General features: G+C 43.5%; 21 protein-coding genes. 9 read left to right on the top strand and 12 right to left on the bottom strand.

All coding sequences use genetic code 11. The annotated features are described in order from the left end of the window. Nucleotides 1–132: 132 nt before the first annotated feature. The 8 genes from hisC to CXF60_RS08585 form a co-directional block, all read right to left on the bottom strand. Nucleotides 133–1,266 (bottom strand): histidinol-phosphate transaminase, encoded by a 1,134-nt coding sequence (gene hisC / locus CXF60_RS08620; protein WP_102091612.1) that lies wholly within the window; start codon nt 1,264–1,266, stop codon nt 133–135. 74 nt (nt 1,267–1,340) lie between these two features. Then, entirely contained in the window at nt 1,341–2,636 is a 1,296-nt protein-coding gene (hisD, locus tag CXF60_RS08615; protein ID WP_102091611.1) for a histidinol dehydrogenase, read from the bottom strand. A gap of 251 nt (nt 2,637–2,887) precedes the next feature. Beyond that, nucleotides 2,888–3,580 (bottom strand): ATP phosphoribosyltransferase, encoded by a 693-nt coding sequence (gene hisG / locus CXF60_RS08610; RefSeq protein WP_102091610.1) that lies wholly within the window; start codon nt 3,578–3,580, stop codon nt 2,888–2,890. A 116-nt stretch (nt 3,581–3,696) separates the two neighbouring features. Continuing rightward, complete coding sequence (gene murA / locus CXF60_RS08605) at nt 3,697–4,965, bottom strand: UDP-N-acetylglucosamine 1-carboxyvinyltransferase (protein WP_102091609.1); 1,269 nt, start codon at nt 4,963–4,965, stop codon at nt 3,697–3,699. Between the two features lie 111 nt (nt 4,966–5,076). Next, nucleotides 5,077–5,328: a BolA family protein gene (locus CXF60_RS08600; protein ID WP_102091608.1), complete on the bottom strand. Its 252-nt coding sequence runs from the start codon at nt 5,326–5,328 to the stop codon at nt 5,077–5,079. 164 nt (nt 5,329–5,492) lie between these two features. Further along, nucleotides 5,493–6,488 (bottom strand): alpha/beta hydrolase, encoded by a 996-nt coding sequence (locus CXF60_RS08595; protein WP_102091607.1) that lies wholly within the window; start codon nt 6,486–6,488, stop codon nt 5,493–5,495. Between the two features lie 237 nt (nt 6,489–6,725). Then, nucleotides 6,726–7,526: a BON domain-containing protein gene (locus CXF60_RS08590; protein WP_102091606.1), complete on the bottom strand. Its 801-nt coding sequence runs from the start codon at nt 7,524–7,526 to the stop codon at nt 6,726–6,728. Nucleotides 7,527–7,793: 267 nt separating this feature from the next. Continuing rightward, a complete protein-coding gene (locus tag CXF60_RS08585) occupies nt 7,794–8,279 on the bottom strand; it encodes a YraN family protein (RefSeq protein WP_101205347.1) in 486 nt (161 codons plus the stop codon). 143 nt (nt 8,280–8,422) lie between these two features. Here CXF60_RS08585 and rsmI point away from each other — a divergent pair, with 143 nt between their 5' ends. After that, nucleotides 8,423–9,379, top strand: a complete 957-nt coding sequence (gene rsmI, locus CXF60_RS08580) for a 16S rRNA (cytidine(1402)-2'-O)-methyltransferase (RefSeq protein ID WP_102091605.1) — start codon at nt 8,423–8,425, stop codon at nt 9,377–9,379. A gap of 54 nt (nt 9,380–9,433) precedes the next feature. Beyond that, nucleotides 9,434–10,453 carry an adenosine kinase gene (locus tag CXF60_RS08575; RefSeq protein WP_102091604.1) on the top strand — a complete coding sequence of 340 codons (1,020 nt, stop codon included), beginning with the start codon at nt 9,434–9,436 and terminating at the stop codon, nt 10,451–10,453. A gap of 114 nt (nt 10,454–10,567) precedes the next feature. Here the strand turns inward: CXF60_RS08575 and CXF60_RS08570 are convergent, their stop codons facing one another. Both CXF60_RS08570 and nfuA read right to left on the bottom strand, forming a co-directional pair. After that, entirely contained in the window at nt 10,568–11,905 is a 1,338-nt protein-coding gene (locus CXF60_RS08570) for an O-acetylhomoserine aminocarboxypropyltransferase/cysteine synthase family protein (protein ID WP_228707085.1), read from the bottom strand. 253 nt (nt 11,906–12,158) lie between these two features. After that, entirely contained in the window at nt 12,159–12,842 is a 684-nt protein-coding gene (nfuA, locus tag CXF60_RS08565; protein ID WP_057761762.1) for a Fe-S biogenesis protein NfuA, read from the bottom strand. 584 nt (nt 12,843–13,426) lie between these two features. On the opposite strand from nfuA, the gene CXF60_RS08560 reads away from it, so the two are divergent. From CXF60_RS08560 to CXF60_RS08540, 4 genes are all read left to right on the top strand, one after another. After that, on the top strand, nt 13,427–14,428 hold the full coding sequence (locus CXF60_RS08560) for an alpha/beta fold hydrolase (protein ID WP_102091603.1): 1,002 nt from the start codon (nt 13,427–13,429) through the stop codon (nt 14,426–14,428). 410 nt (nt 14,429–14,838) lie between these two features. Further along, nucleotides 14,839–15,906, top strand: coding sequence for a bifunctional nicotinamide-nucleotide adenylyltransferase/Nudix hydroxylase (locus CXF60_RS08550; protein ID WP_057761766.1), 1,068 nt, complete (start codon nt 14,839–14,841; stop codon nt 15,904–15,906). A 183-nt stretch (nt 15,907–16,089) separates the two neighbouring features. Then, complete coding sequence (locus CXF60_RS08545) at nt 16,090–17,487, top strand: nicotinate phosphoribosyltransferase (RefSeq protein ID WP_102091601.1); 1,398 nt, start codon at nt 16,090–16,092, stop codon at nt 17,485–17,487. Further along, nucleotides 17,481–18,341 (top strand): SGNH/GDSL hydrolase family protein, encoded by an 861-nt coding sequence (locus CXF60_RS08540; protein WP_102091600.1) that lies wholly within the window; start codon nt 17,481–17,483, stop codon nt 18,339–18,341. The genes CXF60_RS08545 and CXF60_RS08540 overlap by 7 nt, the downstream gene beginning before the upstream one ends. 111 nt (nt 18,342–18,452) lie before the next feature. On the opposite strand, the gene CXF60_RS08535 is transcribed toward CXF60_RS08540, so the two are convergent. After that, nucleotides 18,453–18,731, bottom strand: coding sequence for a type B 50S ribosomal protein L31 (locus tag CXF60_RS08535; protein WP_057761772.1), 279 nt, complete (start codon nt 18,729–18,731; stop codon nt 18,453–18,455). A gap of 502 nt (nt 18,732–19,233) precedes the next feature. Here CXF60_RS08535 and CXF60_RS08530 point away from each other — a divergent pair. Together CXF60_RS08530 and CXF60_RS08525 are read left to right on the top strand one after the other, a co-directional pair. Beyond that, on the top strand, nt 19,234–19,824 hold the full coding sequence (locus tag CXF60_RS08530; RefSeq protein ID WP_102091599.1) for a YceI family protein: 591 nt from the start codon (nt 19,234–19,236) through the stop codon (nt 19,822–19,824). Nucleotides 19,825–20,048: 224 nt separating this feature from the next. Continuing rightward, nucleotides 20,049–21,140 (top strand): GNAT family protein, encoded by a 1,092-nt coding sequence (locus CXF60_RS08525; protein ID WP_145990209.1) that lies wholly within the window; start codon nt 20,049–20,051, stop codon nt 21,138–21,140. 151 nt (nt 21,141–21,291) lie between these two features. On the opposite strand, the gene CXF60_RS08520 is transcribed toward CXF60_RS08525, so the two are convergent. Continuing rightward, complete coding sequence (locus tag CXF60_RS08520; RefSeq protein WP_228707084.1) at nt 21,292–21,729, bottom strand: COG4315 family predicted lipoprotein; 438 nt, start codon at nt 21,727–21,729, stop codon at nt 21,292–21,294. A gap of 557 nt (nt 21,730–22,286) precedes the next feature. Here CXF60_RS08520 and CXF60_RS08515 point away from each other — a divergent pair. Further along, nucleotides 22,287–23,906 carry an FAD-dependent oxidoreductase gene (locus CXF60_RS08515; protein WP_102091597.1) on the top strand — a complete coding sequence of 540 codons (1,620 nt, stop codon included), beginning with the start codon at nt 22,287–22,289 and terminating at the stop codon, nt 23,904–23,906. Nucleotides 23,907–23,964: the final 58 nt, after the last annotated feature.

Genomic DNA, 23,964 nt, shown 5'->3' with positions numbered 1-23,964 from the left:
TCACTAATTTGAAATTAAAAAGCCTGCCAACATAACGTTAGCAGGCTTTTTTTAAGACTTAGCGATAGTGTTTTACGTGATGAGTAAAGAGACTTACCTACCAATATCCTATATTAAGCTATCAATCTAATATTATTCAGCAGCAACGCTAGCATCGACTTGCAAGGCTTTTAGCGCATTAATCAAACGGTTGTTCTGCTCTGCTGTACCGATAGTAATACGCAAGTACTCTACAATACGCGGCTTATCAAAATGGCGAACGATAATGCCCTGCTCGCGTAACGCACTCGCGACAGCACTTGCATCGCCATCTTTTGGACGAGCAAATACGAAGTTGGCATGCGACGGTAGGACCTTATAGCCCAATGTCGTCAACTCTGCTGTTAGCGACATACGTAAATCAATGACTTGCTGACGGGTCTGCTCAAAGTAATCAGTGTCTAACACACTCGCAGTCGCCCCAGCTTGAGCCAACTTATCCAGCGGATAGCTATTAAAGCTATTTTTCATCCGTGTTAGTGCTTCAATCAATGATGCATTGCCAAAGGCCATACCAACCCGCAATCCAGCAAGCGAGCGTGATTTTGAAAAGGTTTGGGTCACGATGACGTTATCACATTCATTGATTAGGCTAACTGCTGAGACTGAAGCATCTGCATTGCTCTCGTCTATCTGAGCAAAATCGATATACGCTTCATCAATAACAATGACCGCATTAGAATGCTCACTCGCAAGTTTGCGAATATCAGCAAGTGATAATAGCAAGCCCGTTGGCGCATTAGGGTTGGCGATGATAATACCGCTACAAGGCTGACGATAAGCATCAGGGTCAATGCTAAAGTCTTCTTCTAGAGGAATCTGTACGAGCTCTACTCCAAACGTCTGCGCATATACAGGATAAAAACTGTAACCAATATCAGGTGATAGCAGCGGACGCTCTTTTAGAAAGAAACTCGCAAATACTAACGCCAAGACTTCATCCGAACCATTACCAACGAATACTTGATTGATATCAAGGTTGTATGACTGTGCCAATGCAGCACGCAAGTCATTAGATTCAGGAGCAGGATACAAACGTAACTCATCAGCCTGCTGTTCCAAAACCTTGGCAATAGCCTCCCCTACTTTTGGCGAGGGTGGAAATGGGTTTTCATTGGTATTTAGTTTGCATAGATTGTCGTGTTGCGGCTGCTCACCTGGAACATAAGGTGACAAGTTGCGCGCTTTAGACGACCATAGTCTGGTGTCTATCTTTGACTCACTCATAAATTATCCTACTATTAGCCACAAAGACTATTAAAAATAAATATCAAAAGTAAAAGCTAAAAATTCAAAATCAATTACTGATAACGATAACGAGCTGAACGCGCATGGGCTTCTAAGTCCTCACGCTGCGCTAAAATATCAGCTGTCTCAGCCAGAGGCTTGCTGCCGGATTCACTGCAATAGATAATAGAGGATTTCTTTTGAAAATCGTAAACACCTAACGGCGAAGAAAAGCGCGCCGTACCTGATGTTGGCAGTACATGATTTGGTCCTGCGCAGTAATCCCCAATAGCTTCAGGCGTATGACGACCCATAAAGATAGCGCCGGCATGACGAATATCATTCAATAGTGCGTCAGGATTATCAACAGATAACTCTAAATGCTCAGGAGCAATACGATTGATAAGTGCCATACCTTCGCTACGATCCTTTACCAAAATCAGTGCGCCGCGGTTCTGCAATGAGTCACGCGCGATATCTGCTTTTGGCAGTTCAGCTAGAGCTTTTTCTATCTCAAGTGCTACTTCGTTGAGCTGCTCTTCACTAGTCGTCACAAAGATAGCTTGTGCAATACGGTCATGCTCAGCTTGTGACAATAGATCCATCGCTAGCCAGTTCGCTCTATCTTGTGCTTCGCCTTCTGCATATACCAATACTTCTGAAGGTCCAGCAATCATATCAATACCAACTTGACCAAATACCGCGCGTTTGGCTGCGGCGACATATTTGTTGCCTGGTCCTGTAATTTTGTCCACGGCTGGGATGGTTTCAGTGCCGTAAGCTAAAGCAGCTACAGCTTGAGCGCCACCGATAGTAAAGACGCGATCGACTTGGGCCAAATGAGCCGCTGCCAATACTAAAGGATTGAGCACGCCTTTAGGCGCTGGTACAACCATGATAACTTCAGTGACGCCAGCTACCTTAGCAGGAATGGCGTTCATCAATACTGACGATGGATAAGAAGCCAGACCGCCTGGTACATAAATCCCAACGCGATCAAGTGGTGTGACTTTTTGACCCAATCGGTTGCCTAGCTCATCCTCATACTGCCATGTTTCTTGTACTTGGCGCTCATGGAATGTCTGTACCCGAGTCGCTGCTGTGGTCAACGCTATCTTTACTTTTTCATCAAGATTGGCAAACGCTTCAGCAAGCGCTTCTTTAGACAACTCTAACTCTTGCATCGACGTTGCTGGATGTTGGTCAAACTGCTGAGTCAATGCCAATACGACGCTATCACCATCAGCACGTACTTGGGCGATGATATCGTCGACGGTATGTAATAGTTCAGCATCATTGACTGTTTCAAAGGCAAGCAATTGTGTTAATTGACTATCAAAATCGGCATCTTGGGTACTTAACTGGCGCATGACCTAATCCTATATCTGAGCATAAAGTAGTGCTAAAAATGAACGGTTTGGAACTGAGTAAAGTAGATTTGTACGGTAAGAGTATTGCGACTTATTCGATGTCTTCTTATTTGAATTTTACGATGTTTTTATATTTTCGCAAGCTAAGACAACAAAACCAGTTTAGCACGCTACGTCACTCATAGCCTGCTAAACTGGTTTAAAAATTTGTATAACCATGCTTTATATTACCAATGACTTGCACTGGATAATTAGCTATTGGCGATACTATTTTTAAAGCTATCTAAGATTGGTTCTAGTAATGCAAATTTGCGCTTATAGCTCACTTGATTGACGATCAGACGTGATGAAACATCGCAAATGTGATCGCGGGCTTCAAGTCCATTAGCGCGCAATGTGTTACCTGTGTCGACCACATCGACAATCAGATCACCCAAGCCGACCAATGGCGCAAGCTCCATCGAGCCGTAAAGCTTGATGACATCAACCTGCTGACCTTGGCTCGCAAAATAAGCACGAGCGACATTGACATATTTGGTCGCGATACGCAGACGACGATTTGGCAGTGGTACATCTTTCACACCCGCAGTCATCAGTTTGCACTGAGCAATCTGCAAATCGAGCAATTCATAAACATGATTGGCACCATGCTCAAGCAGCACATCTTTACCCGCCACCCCAAAGTCAGCAGCGCCATGTTCGACATAGGTCGGCACGTCGCTGGCACGCAAAATCAATACACGCACATTTGGATTTGAGGTTGGAAAAATAAGTTTACGTGAGGCTTCAGGATCTTCTAAAAGATCAACGCCAGCTGCACGTAGCAGTGGCATGGTTTCTTCTAGAATACGGCCTTTTGATAAAGCCAAGGTTAGACCTGAAAACTCATCGTTTACTTCGTTTAATAAACCGCTGGCTGGTAAAGGTTTGCTTGTCTCAGTCATAATGACATCATGTCCATGTACAGTTGATACCTCCCCCTAATTAAAAATGATAAAAAGGTAAGGAGATTTTAATTTATGGTGTAATTTGCCCAAAAGTTAGCATCAATCTGATGATGCTAATCGTTGGTATTCACACGCTGAATATTGACACCAAGGTTACGCAGCTTTTCTTCGACATGCTCATAACCGCGATCAATATGATAAATACGGTCGATTAAGCTCTCGCCTTCTGCAGTTGCAGCCGCCATTACCAATGACATAGAAGCACGTAAATCCGTTGCCATAACTGGTGCTGCAGTAAAGTTTTCCACACCTCGTACTACGGCAGTGTGACCGTCAACCTGAATAGACGCGCCCAAACGATTGAGCTCTGGTACATGCATATAGCGATTTTCGAAGATGTTTTCGATAAAAGTACTTGTACCGTCAGCTAAGCAAGCAATCGCCATTAGCTGAGCTTGCATATCCGTTGGGAAACCAGGATGTGGCTGTGTACGAATATCAACCGCCTTTGGACGGCCTTTCATTTGTGCGCGAATCCAGTCATCACCGCTCGTGATAGTTGCACCCATGTCTTCGAACTTCTCTAGCACTGGCGTCAATAATAGAGCAGATGTTTTTTTGGTCAATACATCGCCGCGTGTCATTAAAGCACCAGCAAGGTATGAGCCTGTTTCGATACGGTCAGGGACAACTGAGTATTCACAGCCGTGTAGACGCTCTACCCCTTCGATGGTCATCGTTGATGTACCGATACCGCTTATTTTGGCACCCATTGCAACCAACATATTGGCTAAATCAACCACTTCTGGCTCTAACGCACAGTTGCCTAAGACTGTTGTGCCTTTGGCCAATGCTGCTGCCATGATGACGTTTTCAGTACCGCCAACGGTAATCATATCAAATGAGAAATTACAGCCTAATAGCTTGCCACCTTTTGGTGCTTGGGCTTTTACATAGCCATTCTCTACACTGATTTCGGCACCCATCGCTTCAAATGCTTTTAGATGCTGATCAACAGGACGTGAACCAATCGCGCAGCCACCTGGCAATGAAACTTCAGCTTCGCCAAAACGTGCCAGTAGCGGCCCTAGTACCAAGATTGACGCGCGCATGGTCTTGACTAAATCATACGGGGCATAAAAGTTATCGATACTCTTAGTATCGCAAGTGACCGTATCATCTTGCTTTTGGATTTTGATACCCATGCCACCGATCAATTCAATCAACGTTCGCACGTCTTGTAGTGACGGCACGTTATGCAGTGTCGTTGGAGTCTCAGCCAATATCATAGCTGCGAGTAACGGCAAAGCGGCATTTTTGGCGCCTGAGATGGTGACTTCCCCTGCGATACGACTACTACCAGTGATTAAAAATTGATCCATAAAGGTGACAACCTAGCGATGAGTATAGAAAATTATGAAAACCAGAACTACAACTCTCAACCATGCATATGGCCGATTCAGTAATATCTAGTCATATAGACAGCTATTTGATTAGCCTTTTGATTGAACGTCCCACTCAGCAGGCGTCAGCGCTTGGATATTGAGTGCGTGAATATCGCCACTCGCAATCTTGTCATTAACTAACGCATATACTGCTTGCTGACGTTGAACCGCGCGCTTGCCTTCAAAGCTGGCATCGACCACGCGTACGTCAAACTTATTACCTTGGTTGGCAGCTTGAATAAAAGCGTCTGGGAAGTGAGTCTGTAAAAATGCGATCAAATCGTCAGCGTTCATGCTCATAGAATAGTCTGCCTTAAAGTTTAGAATAGGGTATAGATTTAAAGTGATGACATTATAACAAGAGTTTGCATATCTTACAGTACTGTCTTACTCAAGTATGTTTGAGCATTGAGACAGTGCTATCAATTAAATGGTCAAAAGTCGTCGATATGCATAGTGATAAGCTATTTGAGCGTTTTATCCAAGTAGGTCAATACTTGCGCACGTACATCATTGACCCAGCGCAGCGGCGGTGCCATCGCGCCAATACTGGTTGCATGACTGGCCCCTTCGATTTCGCCCGTTTCAACGGTGACGCCTGCTTTTTTAAACGCTTCTGTCATTTTGATTGTATTCGTCACATGTACAATTTTGTCTTTTTCTGCCGTTAATAATAAATATGGCGGCTGCGCGCCTTTAATCTGACGATCTGGCATCACCTCATCAGGTGTGGCATTAGGGCCAAACGCTGTTGCACTACTGAACTTGCGGAAATCATAGCTATAAGGGCCCGCAATCCCAATAACGGTTGCAATATCTGTTGGCTTAATACCATAAGGCGCCAAAAAGTCTTCGTTGGCAACGGCTGCTACTGCATTAAACGCGCCAGCAGAGTGCCCTATCACCGCTAGGCGTGACGGATCAGCATGGAGACTGGTCGCATTTTCAATACTCCAAGCAATTGCCTGAGCCGCATCTTTGACATAATCAGGATAGACATGCTCAGGCGCTTTACGGTAATTAATCACTGCGGTGACATACCCTGCTTTGGCTAAGCTCTGACCGACAAAGGCGTATTGTTCTTTATTACCACTCTCCCATGAACCACCATGGACAAATACCACCATAGGATAGCTAGTATTAATAGCACTTTGAGATTTCATTGCTTGTGCTAAAGGTTTTGGATAATAGATATCTAGGTCTTGAGAAGGCTGATCACCGTATAAGATATCCTTACTCACCCCAACGCCACCACTAGAAGTAATCCCATTGACGATAGCCAATGGCGATAATGCCTGTGCGTTTTGCGTGGCTAGCGCGATACTACCCAATGCCAATATTGCCGCACCACCAAATCTCAACGTTCGTGTTTTCTTATGAGCAGGCTTGTTATGTAGTCTTACACTACCAATGACGCTTGTTTCTTCATTTGGTTGTATATTTGCCTGTGAATCCTTCATGACCAGTATCCTATTACATTTATTTATCAATCAGTAGTAACAGGCTAACAGCGATAATGGTTCATCCACTAGCCAATGAGGTGTTTGATATTAGTATCGTTGGCTAATGCGCTGACTCTGCTACGTTTTACTATTGATATAGTAACCACTGGCTGAGGATTTCTCGTGCCTTTACTGTTATCACTATTTAGGCTTATTGTGATTAACGTCCTTTATTGCATGGCGAACTAAGGTTTTTTATTGATTCTGATAAAGGTCAATATAAGGGCTTGATGACGGCTGCGTAGTATTGGCCTCTTCTTCTGTTATGACAATAGGCGTTGCCGTGCTGATAGTAGTATCTTGGGCAGCTGGCGCTACTGCAGGATTGGCCAAATTATTCTCATACATGATGTCATCATTATTTATTTTGACACCTCTATCGTCAACGACAGTTGTCAGCAATACCAACTCAGTGACTCCAACAGTACCATTGGCGATATCAATCAAGTGACTCTGCTGAGTAGGTGTCATACGACCCATAATATAGACCACACCATTATTGGTAACGGCTTTAATTTGTGACGCACTCACACCATCGCTGGCGGCTATTTTCGCCAGTAGCTTTGAAGTGATATAACCATCATGAACCGTTGAGCTATACCCTTTTGATGCACTTACTTCCATCTCATTGTAGACACGGCGTACATCTGGCATAGAGCTAACGACTTTTTCTACTTCTGCTTTGAGCGTTTCAGTTGGTATTTCACCTGTGAGCAGCACTTCGCTATTGAAGCTATCGATACCCATACGACTGGTTTGCTGCAAGTCTTCTTTTAGCCCGTACACATTGATTTTGGCAGTATGTTCAATACTACGATCGAGCAGACGCTGCGGAATCGTGCGCTCAGTCATTGGTACACCATAAGTCCCTTCTGTACTGTTGGTCAGATAATTGGTGGCACAACCTGTACTGACAACACAGGCAGCAATCATAATGCCAGTCGTAATACGGCGTGATGAACCAAAAATAGCAGTGCGCAAATGCATCCGTGTCATTATTTACCTCTTAGAACATGGTTGTGACAATTTTATAAATTGAGCAAATCTTAATCTAGGCCGTGTTTTTATTTTGGAGAAAACACGGCCTAGTAGTGATGAGCTAAACTTAGCTGTAAGCTAATACTGTATCTGATTTATAAAAAGTTGACTATAACCGCTACTTTACTTAATTTTGGTCATCAGCGGTTAGCTTTTTAGTAACGAACCTTACTTGTCAGATGTGGTTAAATGCTTCACTTGGCAGCATCTATCTTATTTACTCTATTACCATGCACTGGCTATAAAAGCATTTTGAATCCATTCTGGTTGATGGTCTAACTCCTCATTTCTTGAATTTAACTTACTCATCGTATTGTAAGCAATAACATCAAACCGGCAGTCATAATGAGCATACTCAGGATACTGCTGCAAAAAGGACTGCGCTGTCTTAATAACTTTGCGCTGTTTGCTGGCTGTCACACTGAGTGCTGCATCGCCATAATTCGAGGACTTGCGCTGGCGAACTTCAATAAATACTAGTGTTGACCATGCTAAACCTGTCTCAATCATGACCAGATCCAACTCACCTACTTTTGGCTTTTGCCAATTTTGCACGACTAGCCTCAACCCTTGCGTTTGTAAATACTCACACGCCTGCTGCTCAAACCGACTACCTTGGCGCTGTTTTGGTGAGGTTAAGATTAAAGGCTTATGGTTCGGCATAAGGTGAATTGGTCTGATTAACATTTGAGAATTATCATAGCACAACATGCTAAACTAGCCACTTCTGCGCGTTCTACTCTCACAATCTATCGATTTCTTCACTCATTATTTGACTGAAAAACCATAGATAACGACTGTACATACTAGCGCACTATTATTTTTTAATGTCTTTTTAACGACTCGAGGTTTTCATGTCTACCCCTACTGCGATGCCAGCTTGTCTCTATATCGTTGCCACGCCGATTGGCAATATGTCCGACATGACAACGCATGCAATTGATGTCTTAAAGCAGGTTGCCATTATTGCCTGCGAAGACACCCGCACCTCAGGTAAACTACTGTCGCATTTTGGCATCGATACCAAAGGCAGCAAAAGTGACGAGACAAAAGACTCAGAGATTCGTCCTGTCAAAAGTAGTATCGAAAATGATGACACAACCGCCAAGCAAAAAGGTCACAATAAGCTATGGGCCTACCACGAACATAATAGCGCCATTCAAACGCCCAAAATTATCGAAATGATTAAGCAAGGTCATTCGGTTGCCTTGATTAGTGATGCAGGTACACCTCTAGTCAGCGATCCAGGTTATCAACTGGTGCAAGCCGCGCATGAAGCTGGCGTGACCGTATCACCTATCGTTGGGGCTTCTGCTGCAATTGGTGCATTGTCAGTAGCAGGATTGCCTTCTGATCGATTTAGTTTTATTGGGTTTTTGCCCGCCAAAACCCATGGTCGTCAAAAACAGCTGAGCGATCTAATCGCACGTACTGAAACTTTAATCTTTTATGAAGCGCCGCATCGTATCGTAGCTAGTCTAGAAGACATGGCAACGATATTTGGTGCAGACCGCGCAGTGACTTTTTGCCGTGAATTAACTAAAACCTTTGAAACGGTACACAAGAGCACCCTTGGCGAGTTGGTTGAGTTTGTTAAAGCAGATGATAACCAGCAGCGCGGCGAGATAGTCGTGGTCGTCGCTGGCGTCGGTGTGGCAAAAGATACTGACGACATCAGTACGCATGATAAATTACTACAGCGTTTGCTAGAGGATTTGTCAGTCAAGAAAGCGGCCGCACTGGCCTCTGATATCACTGGTGTGAAAAAAAATGCGCTTTATCAGCGTCTACTAGAGTTGCAAGCAGACTAGTTTTTAATAATAAGAAAGACAACTGTTTATAAATAAATTGAGGAGAAATAATCAATGTACGATGTAATGGCAATAGGTAATGCGTTGGTTGATCACGAGTATGTGCTATCAGATGCGGCACTAGAAGAGACTGAGCTGACCAAAGGTAATATGACGCTGGCTGGTATTGAAGAGCAGCAGCAACTACTGGCTTATTTTAAGCTGGCTGAGATTGAGCCATCAAAACAAGCAGGCGGTGGATCTGCAGCCAATACTATGTTTACCTTTGCCAGCTTAGGCGGTAAGCCTTTTTATGCTTGCCGCGTCGGTGATGATGATCAAGGGGCATTTTATCTCAGAGACTTGCACGAAGCAGGTGTCGCAACCTCAGACAAATCTATCCATGCAGGCGGTGTGACCGGCTCATGTGTGGTTGCCGTCACCGAAGATGGCGAGCGTACCATGCAGACCTATCTTGGTACTTCAAGTGAGATTGTCGCTGACAATGTTGATTTTGACGCATTGACGCAAGCAGATTGGCTATATATCGAAGGCTATTTGGCGATGTCTGAGAGCATCCAACCAGCGATGACTCAATTACGTCAACAAGCCGGCATTCATAATGCAAAAATCGCGGTGAGCTTTGCTGACCCTGCGGTAGTAAAATTTGCCAAAGATGGTTTGCTTAATATGCTCGGCAACAAAGTCGCAGTGATATTCTGTAATAGCGAAGAAGCCAAGCTATTCACTGATAAAAAACAAGTCAAAGCAGCGGCGCGTGCCCTGCTTGAATATTGCCAAATTGCCGTCGTCACTGATGGTGCCAATGGTGCGGTAATCGCCCACCAGCCTAATGACGAGGCAGAAATTGAAGTGTATGACGTTGCAACGCCAGCAGTGGCCAACGTCATCGATACCAACGGTGCAGGCGATAACTACGCTGGTGCTTTCTTATATGCATTATCGCAGCAGTATAGTCTGCCAGAATGCGGTCGTCTTGCCAGCGAAATATCAGCTCAAGTTATTCAGCAGTTCGGACCGCGTCTTGCCTCGCAGGATTATCGAGATATCGCGCAGCGTGTACTGTCTGCTTAATCGTTAAACACATCTGTTGGACGCAAAACAAAAAGCCCATATCAAACCGATATGGGCTTTTTGTTTATATTAGACTTGCTTAAACAGTTTGCTCAACTTAATAAGCGCTTGTTGTTAAGCAGTGGCTAGTGCTTGGGCGAGATCGGCTTTAATGTCTTCGATATGTTCGATACCAATCGATAGTCGTACCATGTCCGTACTAACGCCTGCATTTTCTAGCTCTTGCTCATTTAACTGACGATGCGTGGTCGTCGCTGGATGACAGGCTAGTGATTTCGCATCACCGATGTTTACCAAACGAGTGATCAGTTGCAGCGCATCGATAAAGCGCGCCCCTGCCTCTAGTCCACCTTTTACCCCAAAGGTCAGAATAGCAGAAGGCGTGCCTTTCATGTATTTTTTGGCAAGCTCATGCTCAGGATGGTCAGACAGACCTGCATATTTCACCCAAGCAACTTTGTTATGGTCACGCAGATATTCTGCCACGGCTTGTGCGTTTTGCACGTGACGCTCCATACGTAAACTTAGCGTCTCCATACCCTGCAAGATACCAAAGGCATTAAGCGGGCTGAGGGCTGCGCCAGTATTACGTAATGGCGCAACGCGGGCACGGGCAATAAAGGCTGGCGCGCCTACGTCTTTGACGAAGTTTACTCCATGATAGCTGTGATCTGGCGTATTCAACAGTGGGAAACGCTCAGGATAATCTCCCCAAGCAAACTTACCACTATCGACAATCGCACCACCGATTGAAGTACCGGTTCCACTCATATACTTGGTCAATGAGTGAATCACAATATCTGCACCGAACTCAAATGGACGGCATATCGCTGGCGTCGCCACCGTATTATCAATCACGACAGGCACACCGTATTCGTGAGCGACATCGCTGAGCGCTTGAATATCAACGATATTACCTAGTGGGTTACCGATACTCTCTGCAAACACCATTTTAGTTTTGTCATCAATCAAGTCACGAATGGCTTCTGGGTCTTTGTGATCAAAGAAGCGCACTTCGATACCTTGACGCGGCAATGCATGGGCAAACAAATTATAAGTACCGCCATATAGCGTTGATACAGCGACGATATTGTCGCCTGCTTCGCAAATGGTCTGAATCGCATAAGTAATGGCAGCCATACCAGAAGCTACGGCAAGCGCACCGATACCGCCTTCTAACGCAGCCACACGCTCTTCTAGCACCGCGTTGGTCGGATTCATGATACGAGTATAGATATTGCCTGCGACTTTTAAATCAAACAAATCTGCACCATGCTGAGTATTATCAAACGCATATGAACTGGTATGATAAATAGGCACGGCGACTGCTTTGGTCGTTGGCTCTACACTATAGCCAGCATGAATCGCTAAGGTCTCAAGACGTTGAGGGGTTACTGGTTGGTGGGTTTCTGATTTTTGGGCTGTTTGCTGGTCTGCTGATCCGTCACTCATAGTACATTCCTTTATTTTGATAAAAGATGATTTGTTAACGACGTATCGCTCAAAGTCACCTTAAAAAACTGTCTGCTAAATCATAGCAATAAAAAAAGCTGAGTTCATCATAACTCAGCTTCTTTATTAAAAGAATAGCAAAATACTCATCTCTTCATGACAAATATTCATAAGCAGCAAACCAAACAGGCATATCTATACTAGAGATATGGCCACCTTTATAGCAGCCAATTGCTTTTAACTATTTTTCATTTTATTTGTAGTAAGCATTCTCTGTACGAGTATGATCAGTCTCGTCAACCACTTGGGTCAATTCTGGAATTTGCTGTTTCAGCTGCACTTCAACGCCTTGGCGTAAAGTCATATCAACCGCTGAACACCCTTGGCAACCACCGCCGAATTTCAATACAGCGGTTAAACCAATGCCTTCTTCATCAATCAGCTCAAGCAACTGTACGTCACCACCATGCGCTGCCAGGCCAGGGTTAATCTCTGACTGCAATACATAGTTGATGCGCTCTTCGACACTGGCATCAGCGCCTACTTTAGGTACTTTAGAGTTTGGTGCGCGGAAAGTCAGCTGACCACCGAAACGATCTTTATTATAATCGATGACCGCGTCTTCTAGATAAGGTACTGACGCCGCCTCGATAAAGGCAGAGAAATTTTCATACGTAAAACGCAAGTCAGCGCTGTCTTCTTCGCCCGGCTGGTTATAAGCCATGCAGCACTCTGCACGCGGCGTACCAGGATGCTCAACGAAGATACGCACACCGATACCATCGGTATCTTGCTTAGACAACAAATCTGCTAAGTAGCCTTGAGCTGACTCAGTGATAGTGATGTTACTTTTTGCTTCGACTTGCTCGGTATCTAGGGCTGATTCATAGCCAGCAGTTTGGTCTAGTTGGTTATCAGCTTGGTTTTGCTCACTCATAATGTTTCCTATGCGTTATGACACAAACGCTATATCTATTATGGCTACTGTGTCGTGAATTTGGATTTTTAAAATGTTTACGATTTATGTAAGACATGCAGACTGGCAATGATTGGTATTTATTATTGTATGACATTGGTCGACATGATTATAAAGTTTAATCCGTCTATAGCAGTCATTATACCTGAATCACACATCAATTCCGACCACGCTACTGTGAATTGAACCGTGGCCGTTGCAAATGGTTGTCATTGGTTTTTTTAATGATGCTAACAGGTGGCAAAGCAACTTTATATTTAAACCAGGACAGATAAACACGCTGAATGATTGTGTAGGCTGCCAAGTTATTCTCTATATAAAGACAGCGGTACCATTTATCAAGCGCACTTAGCGTTTTCGATATGCCATACCGTTCACATCTAGTCCGAGCAAGTCAGCTGGTTTTGACGTAGTATTGATAATTTGAGTGGTTTTGCGCAGTAGCGTTATGAGCATGGTAGCTTTTAATTGTCTTGTATAAATATCAGCTTGTATAAATATCGACTTGTATAAAGATTAAGTATTTTTTGGATAGGATCATTTTTATGATGACACGGACGTTGCACCTAGTAACTACCAAGGACGATGAGAAAATTGCCGTTTGGAAAGTAGTTGATAATTCAGAAGAAGATACGATAGCTAACACGTCAGAAAACAGCCTGCCTGACATCACACCGCAAAACATATTTTTGACGCATGGTACGTTTTCTGACAAGCAAACTTGCCTCAAAATCGCTGAATATTTTGCAGGGCTTGGTCATCACTGCTACATCATGGAATGGCGTGGGCATGGTGATAGCTCGCTACCGAAAGAAAAATTCAACTTTGAGACCGTCGCCACTTACGACTATGAAGCGACTTTTCGTTATTTCTTTGAAGAATTAAAGATCGATAACCTGCACTGCGTTACTCATAGTGGTGGCGGTGTTGGTTTGACCATGTTTCTTGTCCAAAACCCAAGCTATATCGATAAGGTCAATAGCATCAGTATGTTTGCCTGCCAAGCTTTTGGCGCAGTAAAGGACTCGACCAGCTACGCGAAAATCCTTACGGCCAAGATAGTTACTCGGTTGGTCGGATTCATACCCGCTAAGCAATTAAAGGTAGGCCCTTTTAACGAAAGTTACTATACGATGACTCAGTGGTACGATTGGAATTTGCGTAAAAACTTTAGAAGTAGTTTTTTGAAAAAGGCTAATTTTGATAAAGGCAGGACGAATACAGACGAAATGAACGAAAGCATTAATCAGCAGAAAAGTACTGGCGATGGTTTTGTTGACTATCGTCATCATATGCCACAGATTACCATTCCTGTTTATTCTATTAGCGCAAAAGGTGATACCTTCATATCCCCTACTTGCGGCTGTCGTTTGTTTTTTGATGGCTTTAACAATTCAACCAATATCTTTCGAGAGTACTCGCTTAGTAACGGCGATTTAGATGACTATACGCACAGTCGCATTATGGTTAGCCGCAATGCTGCTACAGAGATTTGGCCAACGGTGACGGCATGGATAGAGAAGCATGCGAGAACTCAGGGTAAATAATGACCACTTTAATACTGATGACCTTTGTTGTGTTAACTATTGCTATGGCAATTGTCTATCAGTACTACTTTACTATGACCAAGCAAATAATGAATCGTTACGATAAAGCGCCCTATGTACTCGTCCTGTTTTATAATCCTTCATATCACATAATCTTTTATGCGGATCATAAAAGCGACCTAACGCCCAAAGAAGCAAATACTTTTAAGTGCTACTTCTCAATATATATTGCCATAATTATTTTATTTATTACCCTGTTCCTTATAGGAAATACACTCATCTATCTAAATGCAACCTAGCTAACAGATCCAACAAAACATCTTTATACTTGTCAGAAAGTCATGGGCTGTGTCAGTATTAGCGTCATTAATTTTTAATCAATAAAAATAAGTCGTAGGAAGTTGGCGTCTATGAGTGAATTATCAGAGCAACAGTCAGATAAGCAAAACCTAGATCAGAAAAGCAGTAAACACTACCGTTATCTAGTCTTTATCGGTCGCTTTCAGCCGTTTCATGCTGGGCACAAAGCCGTCATCGATGAGGCACTAAAACGCTCAGACGAAGTAATTATGCTGATCGGCTCAGCCAACTTGCCACGTAGCTTACGCAATCCGTTTAGCGTCGCTGAGCGTGCCGCAATGATTAAAGGTGCCTACTCTGAAGAAGAAGCCGCACGTATTCACTGTGTTGGCTTAGATGATGCACTCTACAATGACACCCGCTGGCTACAGTATGTGCAGGCAGGCGTAAAATCTGTCACTGGCGACTTGCAGACGGATATTGGCTTGATTGGTCATTCAAAAGACAGCTCATCGTACTATCTGTCACTGTTCCCCAACTGGGACTCTGTGTCAGTGCCCAATTATCATAACTTATCAGCCACGCCGATTCGTGACAGCTATCTGATGGGTGCTACGCCAACACCTGAGCGTACGCCTGAGTCTACGCGCAACGTCCTCGATGCATTCAAACAAACTGACGATTATCATCAACTGCATGAAGAAGCAGACTTCATCGATAAATACAAAAGACAGTGGGAATCAGCACCGTACCCGCCGACCTTTATGACAGCCGATGCATTGATCGTACAGTCGGGGCACATCCTACTGGTTGAGCGACGCAGTATGCCAGGACGTGGACTGTGGGCGCTGCCGGGTGGATTTTTGAATCCAAAAGAGACGCTGTTTGATGCTTGTATCCGTGAGCTACGCGAAGAAACTCGCCTCAAAGTGCCTGAGCCAGTATTGCGCGGCTCCTGCCATAGCCAACATACCTTTGACGATCCATATCGCTCAGCGCGTGGTCGCACCATTACTCAAGCGTTTTATTTTCAGCTCAAAAACGATCCAAAAGGTCTGCCAAAAGTAAAAGGTGGCGACGATGCGACCAAAGCATTTTGGTTACCATTGGCTGAGCTCGATGCGAAGATGATGTTTGAAGATCACTATGCGATTATTACTAAAATGGTTGGCTTATAGTTCGCTGCTAATCGCTTTTCTAGTAGCTTTTTCTAATAGCTACTTGAGCAAATTATTATCAAAACAGTTATCACTAAATATCTCACTAATAACTTGATACCAACGCCGATAGACGGCAATCAACCGCCGCCACTGCTTTTTCATTAAAGCAGCTGCGGCATTTCAAAGCAGAGGAGTTCTGTGATGTATACCAGCAATCTAAACAACTTAATCTTAAATAGCGACAGCTATAAGACTTCACACTGGGTGCAATACCCGAGCGGTAGTGAATATCTGTCAAGCTACATTGAGGCGCGCAAGGGCGACTACGATGTGGTGTTCTTTGGTCTACAAGCCTTTATCAAAGAGTACTTAAGCACTCCTATTACTCATCAAGATATCGATGAAGCCGAAAAGGTGATTCAAGCGCATGGCCTAACCTTCAATCGTGCTGGTTGGGAGCATTTGATCGAAAAACACGACGGCTACTTGCCATTGCGTATCCAAGCCGTGCCCGAAGGCAGTATCGTGCCTGTGTCCAATGTAGTCTGCCAAGTGATCAACACCGATCCTGAGTTTTACTGGCTACCCAGCTATATCGAAACAGCGCTACTACGCGCTATTTGGTATCCATCCACCGTCGCTAGCGTCTCTCATTATTGCAAAGGCATCATTCGTAAAGCCTTAGAGAAGTCAGCGGACAATATCGATTCGCTCACTTTTCGACTGCATGATTTTGGCTCGCGCGGTGCTTCTAGCCAAGAATCCGTCGCGCTCGGTAGCTTAGCGCACTTGGTGAATTTTGCAGGTACTGATTCGATGACGGCATTGGTCGCTGCCAGTCGTTGGTATCAAATGGATAAAGACATGCCTGCATTTTCTATCCCTGCAGCTGAGCACAGCACCATGACCGCCTGGGGCCGCGATGGTGAGACAGAGGCCTTTGCCAATATGATTGAGCAGTTCGGTGGCACAGGCAAAAGCTTTTCAGTGGTGTCTGACAGCTATGATTTGTGGAATGCCATTGATAATATTTGGGGTGGCAGCCTAAAAGACGATGTCAAAAATATGGGTGGCACCTTGGTCATCAGACCTGACAGCGGCGACCCTGCTAAAGTGGTTCGTGAGGCATTAGAGCGCTTAGCAGTGAAGTTTGGCACAACCACTAATAGTAAAGGCTATAAGGTCTTGCCAGATTATGTGCGTGTCATTCAAGGCGATGGCATCAGTCCGCAGAGCTTGAGTAAGATTATTGATGTGATACTAAAAGCAGGATTTAGCGCAGACAATGTCACCTTCGGTATGGGTGGCGGGCTATTACAGCAAGTCAATCGTGACACCATGAGTTGGGCAATGAAAGCCAGTGCTATCTCTATAAATGGGACATGGAAAGATATCTACAAAGACCCTGTGACCAGCCGCTCTAAGCGCTCAAAAAAAGGACGATTGGCACTGGTAAAAGACGACAGCGGCCAGCTAACAACCGTCAAAGAAAATCAGATGAGCGACCCAACTGACAATCTATTACATGATGTCTACGTCGATGGTAAATTGTTAATTGAAGACAGTCTTACGACTATTAGGGAACGTGCAGGATGGTAGATACTAGCAAACTAACATCGGTCGCAAAGGACGTTTTACTTGCCCCTGTCTACCTCTATCAAGGTCGCAAAATCAAGCGTGATACGGTTCGCTTGCCTGAACCACATGGTGAAAGGCACGGCGTAATTGAGCTGCCTCAAGCGAATGATGAAGTATCAACGCGAGACGCTAAGACATTTAACCTCATGGTCGTCGGTGATTCGGCAGCAGCAGGCGTGGGTAGCCAAACGCAACAAGAAGCGTTGGTCGGTAAGCTCATCCCGATACTGGAACAAAACGAAACTATCCAAGCAAACTTTGCTCGACTCAATTGGTCATTGCAAGCGACAACAGGTCATACCAGCTTTGATATTCTACGCAGGTTATATGTCCTACCGGCTCCTGAGCAGTCTATTGATGTGATGTTGCTAAGCGTAGGGGTCAATGACACGACGTCCAATGTCTCTGTGCATAAGTGGCAACAGCAAATTGAAGACATTATCAATATCGCACAGCGTAAATTTGGCGTACGAGAATTGGTTTTTTTAAGTTTGCCGCCGATGGCGCAAATGCCTGCAATCCCTGCCCCGCTCAATAACTTTGTGGGTGCAAAAGCATCGGTACTGGATGAGATATTACAGCAGGTTTGTGCGGCTCATGCTGGTGTTACGTATATGGCAACCGACTTTACACGGATGCTAGAGGAGCATGCAAATGGCTCGGCTATCGATATCAATGTGATGTTTGCCAGTGATGGCTTTCATCCTAGCAGTCTGATGTACGGCTATTGGGCGCAGCAAATCGTAGAAACCATTATTCAGTTACTAGATTCTATTCAGTTATTGGACTCATCTACTACTGAGTTTGAGCGCTAAATAGACTGTTAGCTTTATTTTTAGATCATAAAAAATTAAGCAATAAAAAACCGCTGAATAATCAGCGGTTTTTTATTGCTTAACGAAATATATTTACACCATAAGTGCAAATTATTCAGCAGCGTCTGCAGCTTTCTTGCTACGGCCACCAAATGCGCCAAAGCGTTTGTTGAAGCTTGCAACACGACCTTCAGTAGAAGTTTTACGTTGCTCACCAGTATAGAATGGATGCGACGCACTTGAGATATCAAGTGGGTAGTATGGGTATTCTTTACCTTCGTATTCACGAGTCGCTTTAGTCTTAGCAGTTGAGCGAGTCAAAAAGAACACGTCAGCGTTAGTGTCGTGGAACAAAACTTCTTGGTAATTAGGATGGATATCTTTACGCATAATATACTCTCTAGGTCCGATGTATGTACAACGTCTAAATACAACACCATCGATGATGTATCAAACAAATAATGACATACGTAACTGAGGCACTAAGGACATTACAAGTATGGCAACTGCGTCACTGGCTTATTCCAGCACCCAACACCACCCTTCTGTTCGCTTAGCCTTTCCCCAGCGGGAAAATTAAACCGCGATTTTAACGGTTTTTGACGTAAGACGCAAGGAGCAGTTGTGATAGAGATATGTGATAAGTTGTCAATAATAGAGAAATAGTGTTGAGATGTATGAGTTAACCCAGTACAATGTTTTGGTTAGATATATTAATCAATTACATTTTTATATGTAGTTAATCTAACCAAATATAGGTTGGCTGCGCTATTTATTTATCGCAACTCTAGGACACATAGCTACAATATATTTACTCATTTTTTACAAAAAATGTTTTCTTCTTTGTTCATCGGCGAGCACCAATACCCTAATACTATGTAAGGACTATTCAATGAAAACCACTACAAAAGCCCTATTGATCAGCTCAATACTTTCTATCACTACCATGGCAAGCGCTGCACTGCCGACTCAGTGGCAACTAGATAACTCTCACACTCGTGTCGGTTTCTCAGTTGATCACATGGGATTTTCTACGGTCATGGGACACTTTAGCGATGTAGACGGTACCGTTAAATTTGATCTAAAGAACCCTAACCAAACCCAGCTGAACTTTGTCATTGATACAGACAGTATCGATACTGCTTGGGCTGCCCGTGACAAACATTTAAAAACGGAAGAGTTCTTTAACGTTAAAAAATACCCTACTATGAGCTTTAAATCTACTCAGGTTAATTTTGTAAATCCGCAGCAAGCAAAAGTAACTGGGGACTTTACTTTACTGGGTCAAACCAAGCCACTAACCCTAGATGTCACGTTAAACAAAATCGCTAATAGCCCTCTGACCAAAGAGCCAGTCGTTGGCTTCCGTGCTACTGGCACTATAGACCGTGCAGCTTATGGTATGACAGCCTACTCTGCTGGTATTACGACCAATGTTCCTATCCAAATCGATGGCGAGCTAGTAGAAAAAAAATCAAAGTAAGCTTATAGCTCTCTAATAGCTTTCGACAAAAACGAGAAAAGCAGCCTACCCTCATTTATAGAGGCAGGCTGCTTTTTTATTTCCTATAGATTCTTCTACGCTCTAATAATATATTCATTATTTTACATAAAAGGTTTTTATGTACTTGAAGGCTTCATAATTTGTTGTTATATTCGTATATACGGATTTACGAATATATAACGCAACACTGAGGGAGCAGCAACGTGGATACAGTACAAGTTGATTACATAGCGATAGATGCTGAGTGGGATAAGAAGGTATCAAATCATCATTTTGATATATACCACTTATCTGGTTGGATTGCGGCCTCAGCTGTCATCGACAAGGGCAAGCCTCAAGGCATCATCGCCCACTATAAAAATAAAGAAGTATTGTTACCCATTATAATTAGAGACATTGACTCAGAGCATTGGGATGCTACTTCCACTTATGGTTACGGTGGCCCGTTGATGGACAAAACCCTCACTGATGCCGAGTTAGACATCGTACTAGATGAGATAAGGGCTTTTCTTTGCGAGAGAGGCTGCGTGTCTTTGTTTATGCGGTTGCATCCGATTATTAATAAAGAATGGATACCCACAGTTGGCAAAGCACTGACTCACGGGCTGACCTTGATGTCTGATTTAAGTAAGTCAGAAGAAGAGCATTGGAGCGAGACACAAAATCGACATCGCCGCGGTATCAAAAAAGCCATGAAAATGGATGTCGTGACAAAAACAGAGTTCTTGACCCGACAGAACGCCATGGTGTTTTCAGACATTTATAAAGAGACAATGCGACACGTCAAGGCCAGTAATTATTACTTCTTTGATGATGATTATTTCTTTAATTTGCTTGAAAACCTTCAAGAAAAAATACTGTTAATAACTGCCTATCAAGACGATAAAGCGATTGGGTCTTCTATATATACGCTCTGCCAAGAGTCTGGCATTATGCAGTTCCACCTTGGTGGCACGCTGAACGCCTATACGCACCTACAACCTTCTAAACTTATCACTCATGTCGCTCGTAATTGGGGACGAGAGAACCGTTATGAAGTACTACATCTTGGTGGCGGCGTTGGCTCCAATTTAGATTCTTTATATGAGTATAAAAAAGGCTTTAGCTCGCAAGAGTTACTATTTAAGACTTATAGACTCGTCGTTAACGTAGCAAAATATACAGAGTTAGTAGCTGATATCTGGTTCACGGAAAATGATCTGCTTTCAGACTTTTTTCCTTTATATAAAAAAGAGCCTAGCAAAGAAGAAGTGCTAGAGACCATTCAGGTTGAGCCTTTAGCAAATGTGACATAGTACAGGTCACATCTATTATTAGAGAATATACGCACGGTAGTATTCTCGATAGTGGAAAATAGAACCAAACAAACAGCAGCCTGCCTCTATAATTGAGGATAGGCTGCTTTTCTATCTTAACGTTTCCGAGTTAGTTTATATCTAACACCTGTTATTTACTTGGGATAACGTGCCAAACGCCAAGTTTATCATCACCGTCTTTGTCACCAACTTTTGTGTCATTAGCATAGAAGTATAAAGGCTTACCGTTCATTGCCCACTGATATTTGCCATCTTCACGCTTAAATGCAGCGAACTGACCTGAGGCTTTAGCATCGCTAGGCGCTTTGAAAATTGGCCACACAACTTGGCAAGCTGCACCGCAATCTGACTTATTCATAGAGTCTTTATCAAACGTATACAACGTCATATGGTTGGTAGCATCTACCAACACCCCATTCTTGCTAATGACTGGTGCGGTATTATTGCTGGTTGCCTGTACTTCATGCGTACCTGACATATCGTTACCGACTACGTTTTTTAAAGTAGTACAGCCAGTTAGTGTTAATACACCTGTTAGTGCCGATAACATCATTATATTTTTCATCATAACTTCCTTGTAATTTTAGTCGTATTTTTTATAGCGATAAGCTTGTTGTCGTTTACTTTATCGACTGTCCCTTTTGTTAATTTTGACATTTGTAATTTTGAACAGTCATCAAAACAGAACCGACACTTCTTGTTAAGCAAAATAAATATAGCATATGGTTTTATATTATCTTGATAATCAATATACACGCTTACAAAAGTGGTCGAATTTTACAAAACAATAAAACGACCTTGTTTTTGATTTCACAAGTTTGCCACCTCTCTCGTTTACTCTATTTTTAGACAGACTTGTTTCTCTGAAAAACTTCACACATATAGCGACTCGTTGACAAAACTCATGCATCTTCTTACGTATTTCCCATCATATTGTCTGTAGTTCTTCGTAAAATAAACCTATAGAGATGAAGAATGGCTAAACAATAGAAAAGATGACTATTGAAGTTCAGATTTGTGTGTTGAACTTAATTACCTTCGCACGCATATCAAGAAATATAGAACATTTGATACATATACCGAGCACGGCCTAATACAGATGCTATTAAGGATACAACGACGACAATGACTCAGTCTTTTGATAAAAAATACGCTCAATCCTTTAATCGTGACGCTCATTCTGGGGTGTTATCTTATGGGGCACAAAACACTCAACCTAAAAAGCGCGTTGGCATTTTGGGCGGCGGTACTGCGGGATCGACGATTGCGATTCGACTTGCTGCGTTAGGATTAGAGACCTATTTGTTTGAAAAGAAAAAATCTCTCATTGATGGACCACCTATGTGTCATTTGCATGCAGGTGGTAACTTGTACCGTGAAATACCGGACGAAGATTGCGTAGCGCTGCTTAAGCAATGTATCGATATTTTGCGTTTGTATCCGCACACTATTGACGTCCGTCCTACGGTGTTTGCTGTACCGACACGTGACGAAGGACTGCCTGAAGATTTACTACCGCGTTTAGACATTTTGACCGATGCTTATCAAGAATTGATCGAGCAAGATGCTAATAATAAGGTATTGGGTGAGCCTGAAGATTACTATCAACTCTACAGCCATGAGCAATTGATTGAGCTGTCTGAACGTGAGCAAGTCGCTGTACCAAGTACGGTTGATGAGTGGATGATTCCAGTCGCTAGATACCTAGATTTAAACAAAGTTAAATTTCCGTTAATTGTCGTTCAAGAATATGGCTGGAATATTTTTCGTTTAGCCGCTTCTGCTAAGCTTGCGCTCGAAGAATACGACAATGCGCATGTATTTACTGAAACTGCTGTGCAAAAAGTCGTGCCGGTAGATTGTGAAAATTGTACCAACGCTGACCATCATGTCACCAAATGGCGTATCGACTATCAACAGATCCATAGTCAAGAACACGCCTCTCAGCCTGAGTCTATCGAAGTTGATTACCTAGTCAATGCTTGCGGTTTCCGTACAGGTGTTATTGACGATATGGTTGGTGTCGAAGTCACGCGTATGGTTGAGTTCAAATCGTCTTATGTGACCCATTGGGGCGATGCTGGTGGACAGATACCAGAGATTATCGTCTATGGTCAACGAGGTACGCCAGAAGGCATGGCGCAGCTTACTCCCTACTCTGGTGGATACTTTCAGATTCACGGTATGAGCAAAGCCATTACTTTGTTTGATGATGGTCTTGTCGCATCAAGTACAGACAGTGCGCAGCCCAAACTGCCACAGCAATATGTGCACTATATTGAAGATGGTTGGGATAAAGCGCCTTTACAAGCACGTAGCCAACAAGCGATTGAATATGTCGCTGAGTTTGTACCGACATTTAACAGCGCGCGAACTGTTGGCAATGCTCTATACGGTGGGCAGCAGATTCCTGGACAGGATGATACCCTGCGAGTCGCTGATGTGAGCTTGTACTCTAATATACGTTATGCCCGTGCAGAAAACGTCAAAGCATCCTCGACCTTGATTGCCGCTGATCAAATAGTTAGTGAGCTGACAGATCTAGGTTTGATAGAGAACGATACGCCTATGAATCGTAGCCGCTATGCCCATGAATGGTCGTACCTTGTCCATAATGATAGCCTCACGGTTGATGAGGTTGCACGTGAGCTTGCTGAGCAGCGTGGATTCCCGATAGCGATGGCTCATGTCAATCATAGTATTCGTGAAGTAGCATTGGACGATCTCACGCCTGCTGATGCCTAATAGACATGATTCGCTGATAGGTTGTTAATACATATAATAAAGGAGCAGATAACCGAGA

It is taken from the genome of Psychrobacter sp. 4Bb (assembly GCF_002836735.1).
Lineage (GTDB): Bacteria > Pseudomonadota > Gammaproteobacteria > Pseudomonadales > Moraxellaceae > Psychrobacter.
The sequence above is the reverse complement of the archived record's forward strand: the minus strand, read 5'-3'. Positions and strand labels throughout refer to the sequence as shown.

Excerpts from the sequence above, each read along its gene's own strand:
- hisC (WP_102091612.1), bottom strand. The coding sequence starts at position 1,266 with ATGAGTGAGTCAAAGATAGACACCAGACTATGGTCGTCTAAAGCGCGC.
- hisD (WP_102091611.1), bottom strand. The coding sequence starts at position 2,636 with ATGCGCCAGTTAAGTACCCAAGATGCCGATTTTGATAGTCAATTAACA.
- hisG (WP_102091610.1), bottom strand. The coding sequence starts at position 3,580 with ATGACTGAGACAAGCAAACCTTTACCAGCCAGCGGTTTATTAAACGAA.
- murA (WP_102091609.1), bottom strand. The coding sequence starts at position 4,965 with ATGGATCAATTTTTAATCACTGGTAGTAGTCGTATCGCAGGGGAAGTC.
- CXF60_RS08600 (WP_102091608.1), bottom strand. The coding sequence starts at position 5,328 with ATGAGCATGAACGCTGACGATTTGATCGCATTTTTACAGACTCACTTC.
- CXF60_RS08595 (WP_102091607.1), bottom strand. The coding sequence starts at position 6,488 with ATGAAGGATTCACAGGCAAATATACAACCAAATGAAGAAACAAGCGTC.
- CXF60_RS08590 (WP_102091606.1), bottom strand. The coding sequence starts at position 7,526 with ATGACACGGATGCATTTGCGCACTGCTATTTTTGGTTCATCACGCCGT.
- CXF60_RS08585 (WP_101205347.1), bottom strand. The coding sequence starts at position 8,279 with ATGTTGTGCTATGATAATTCTCAAATGTTAATCAGACCAATTCACCTT.
- rsmI (WP_102091605.1), top strand. The coding sequence starts at position 8,423 with ATGTCTACCCCTACTGCGATGCCAGCTTGTCTCTATATCGTTGCCACG.
- CXF60_RS08575 (WP_102091604.1), top strand. The coding sequence starts at position 9,434 with ATGTACGATGTAATGGCAATAGGTAATGCGTTGGTTGATCACGAGTAT.
- CXF60_RS08570 (WP_228707085.1), bottom strand. The coding sequence starts at position 11,905 with ATGAGTGACGGATCAGCAGACCAGCAAACAGCCCAAAAATCAGAAACC.
- nfuA (WP_057761762.1), bottom strand. The coding sequence starts at position 12,842 with ATGAGTGAGCAAAACCAAGCTGATAACCAACTAGACCAAACTGCTGGC.
- CXF60_RS08560 (WP_102091603.1), top strand. The coding sequence starts at position 13,427 with ATGATGACACGGACGTTGCACCTAGTAACTACCAAGGACGATGAGAAA.
- CXF60_RS08550 (WP_057761766.1), top strand. The coding sequence starts at position 14,839 with ATGAGTGAATTATCAGAGCAACAGTCAGATAAGCAAAACCTAGATCAG.
- CXF60_RS08545 (WP_102091601.1), top strand. The coding sequence starts at position 16,090 with ATGTATACCAGCAATCTAAACAACTTAATCTTAAATAGCGACAGCTAT.
- CXF60_RS08540 (WP_102091600.1), top strand. The coding sequence starts at position 17,481 with ATGGTAGATACTAGCAAACTAACATCGGTCGCAAAGGACGTTTTACTT.
- CXF60_RS08535 (WP_057761772.1), bottom strand. The coding sequence starts at position 18,731 with ATGCGTAAAGATATCCATCCTAATTACCAAGAAGTTTTGTTCCACGAC.
- CXF60_RS08530 (WP_102091599.1), top strand. The coding sequence starts at position 19,234 with ATGAAAACCACTACAAAAGCCCTATTGATCAGCTCAATACTTTCTATC.
- CXF60_RS08520 (WP_228707084.1), bottom strand. The coding sequence starts at position 21,729 with ATGATGAAAAATATAATGATGTTATCGGCACTAACAGGTGTATTAACA.
- CXF60_RS08515 (WP_102091597.1), top strand. The coding sequence starts at position 22,287 with ATGACTCAGTCTTTTGATAAAAAATACGCTCAATCCTTTAATCGTGAC.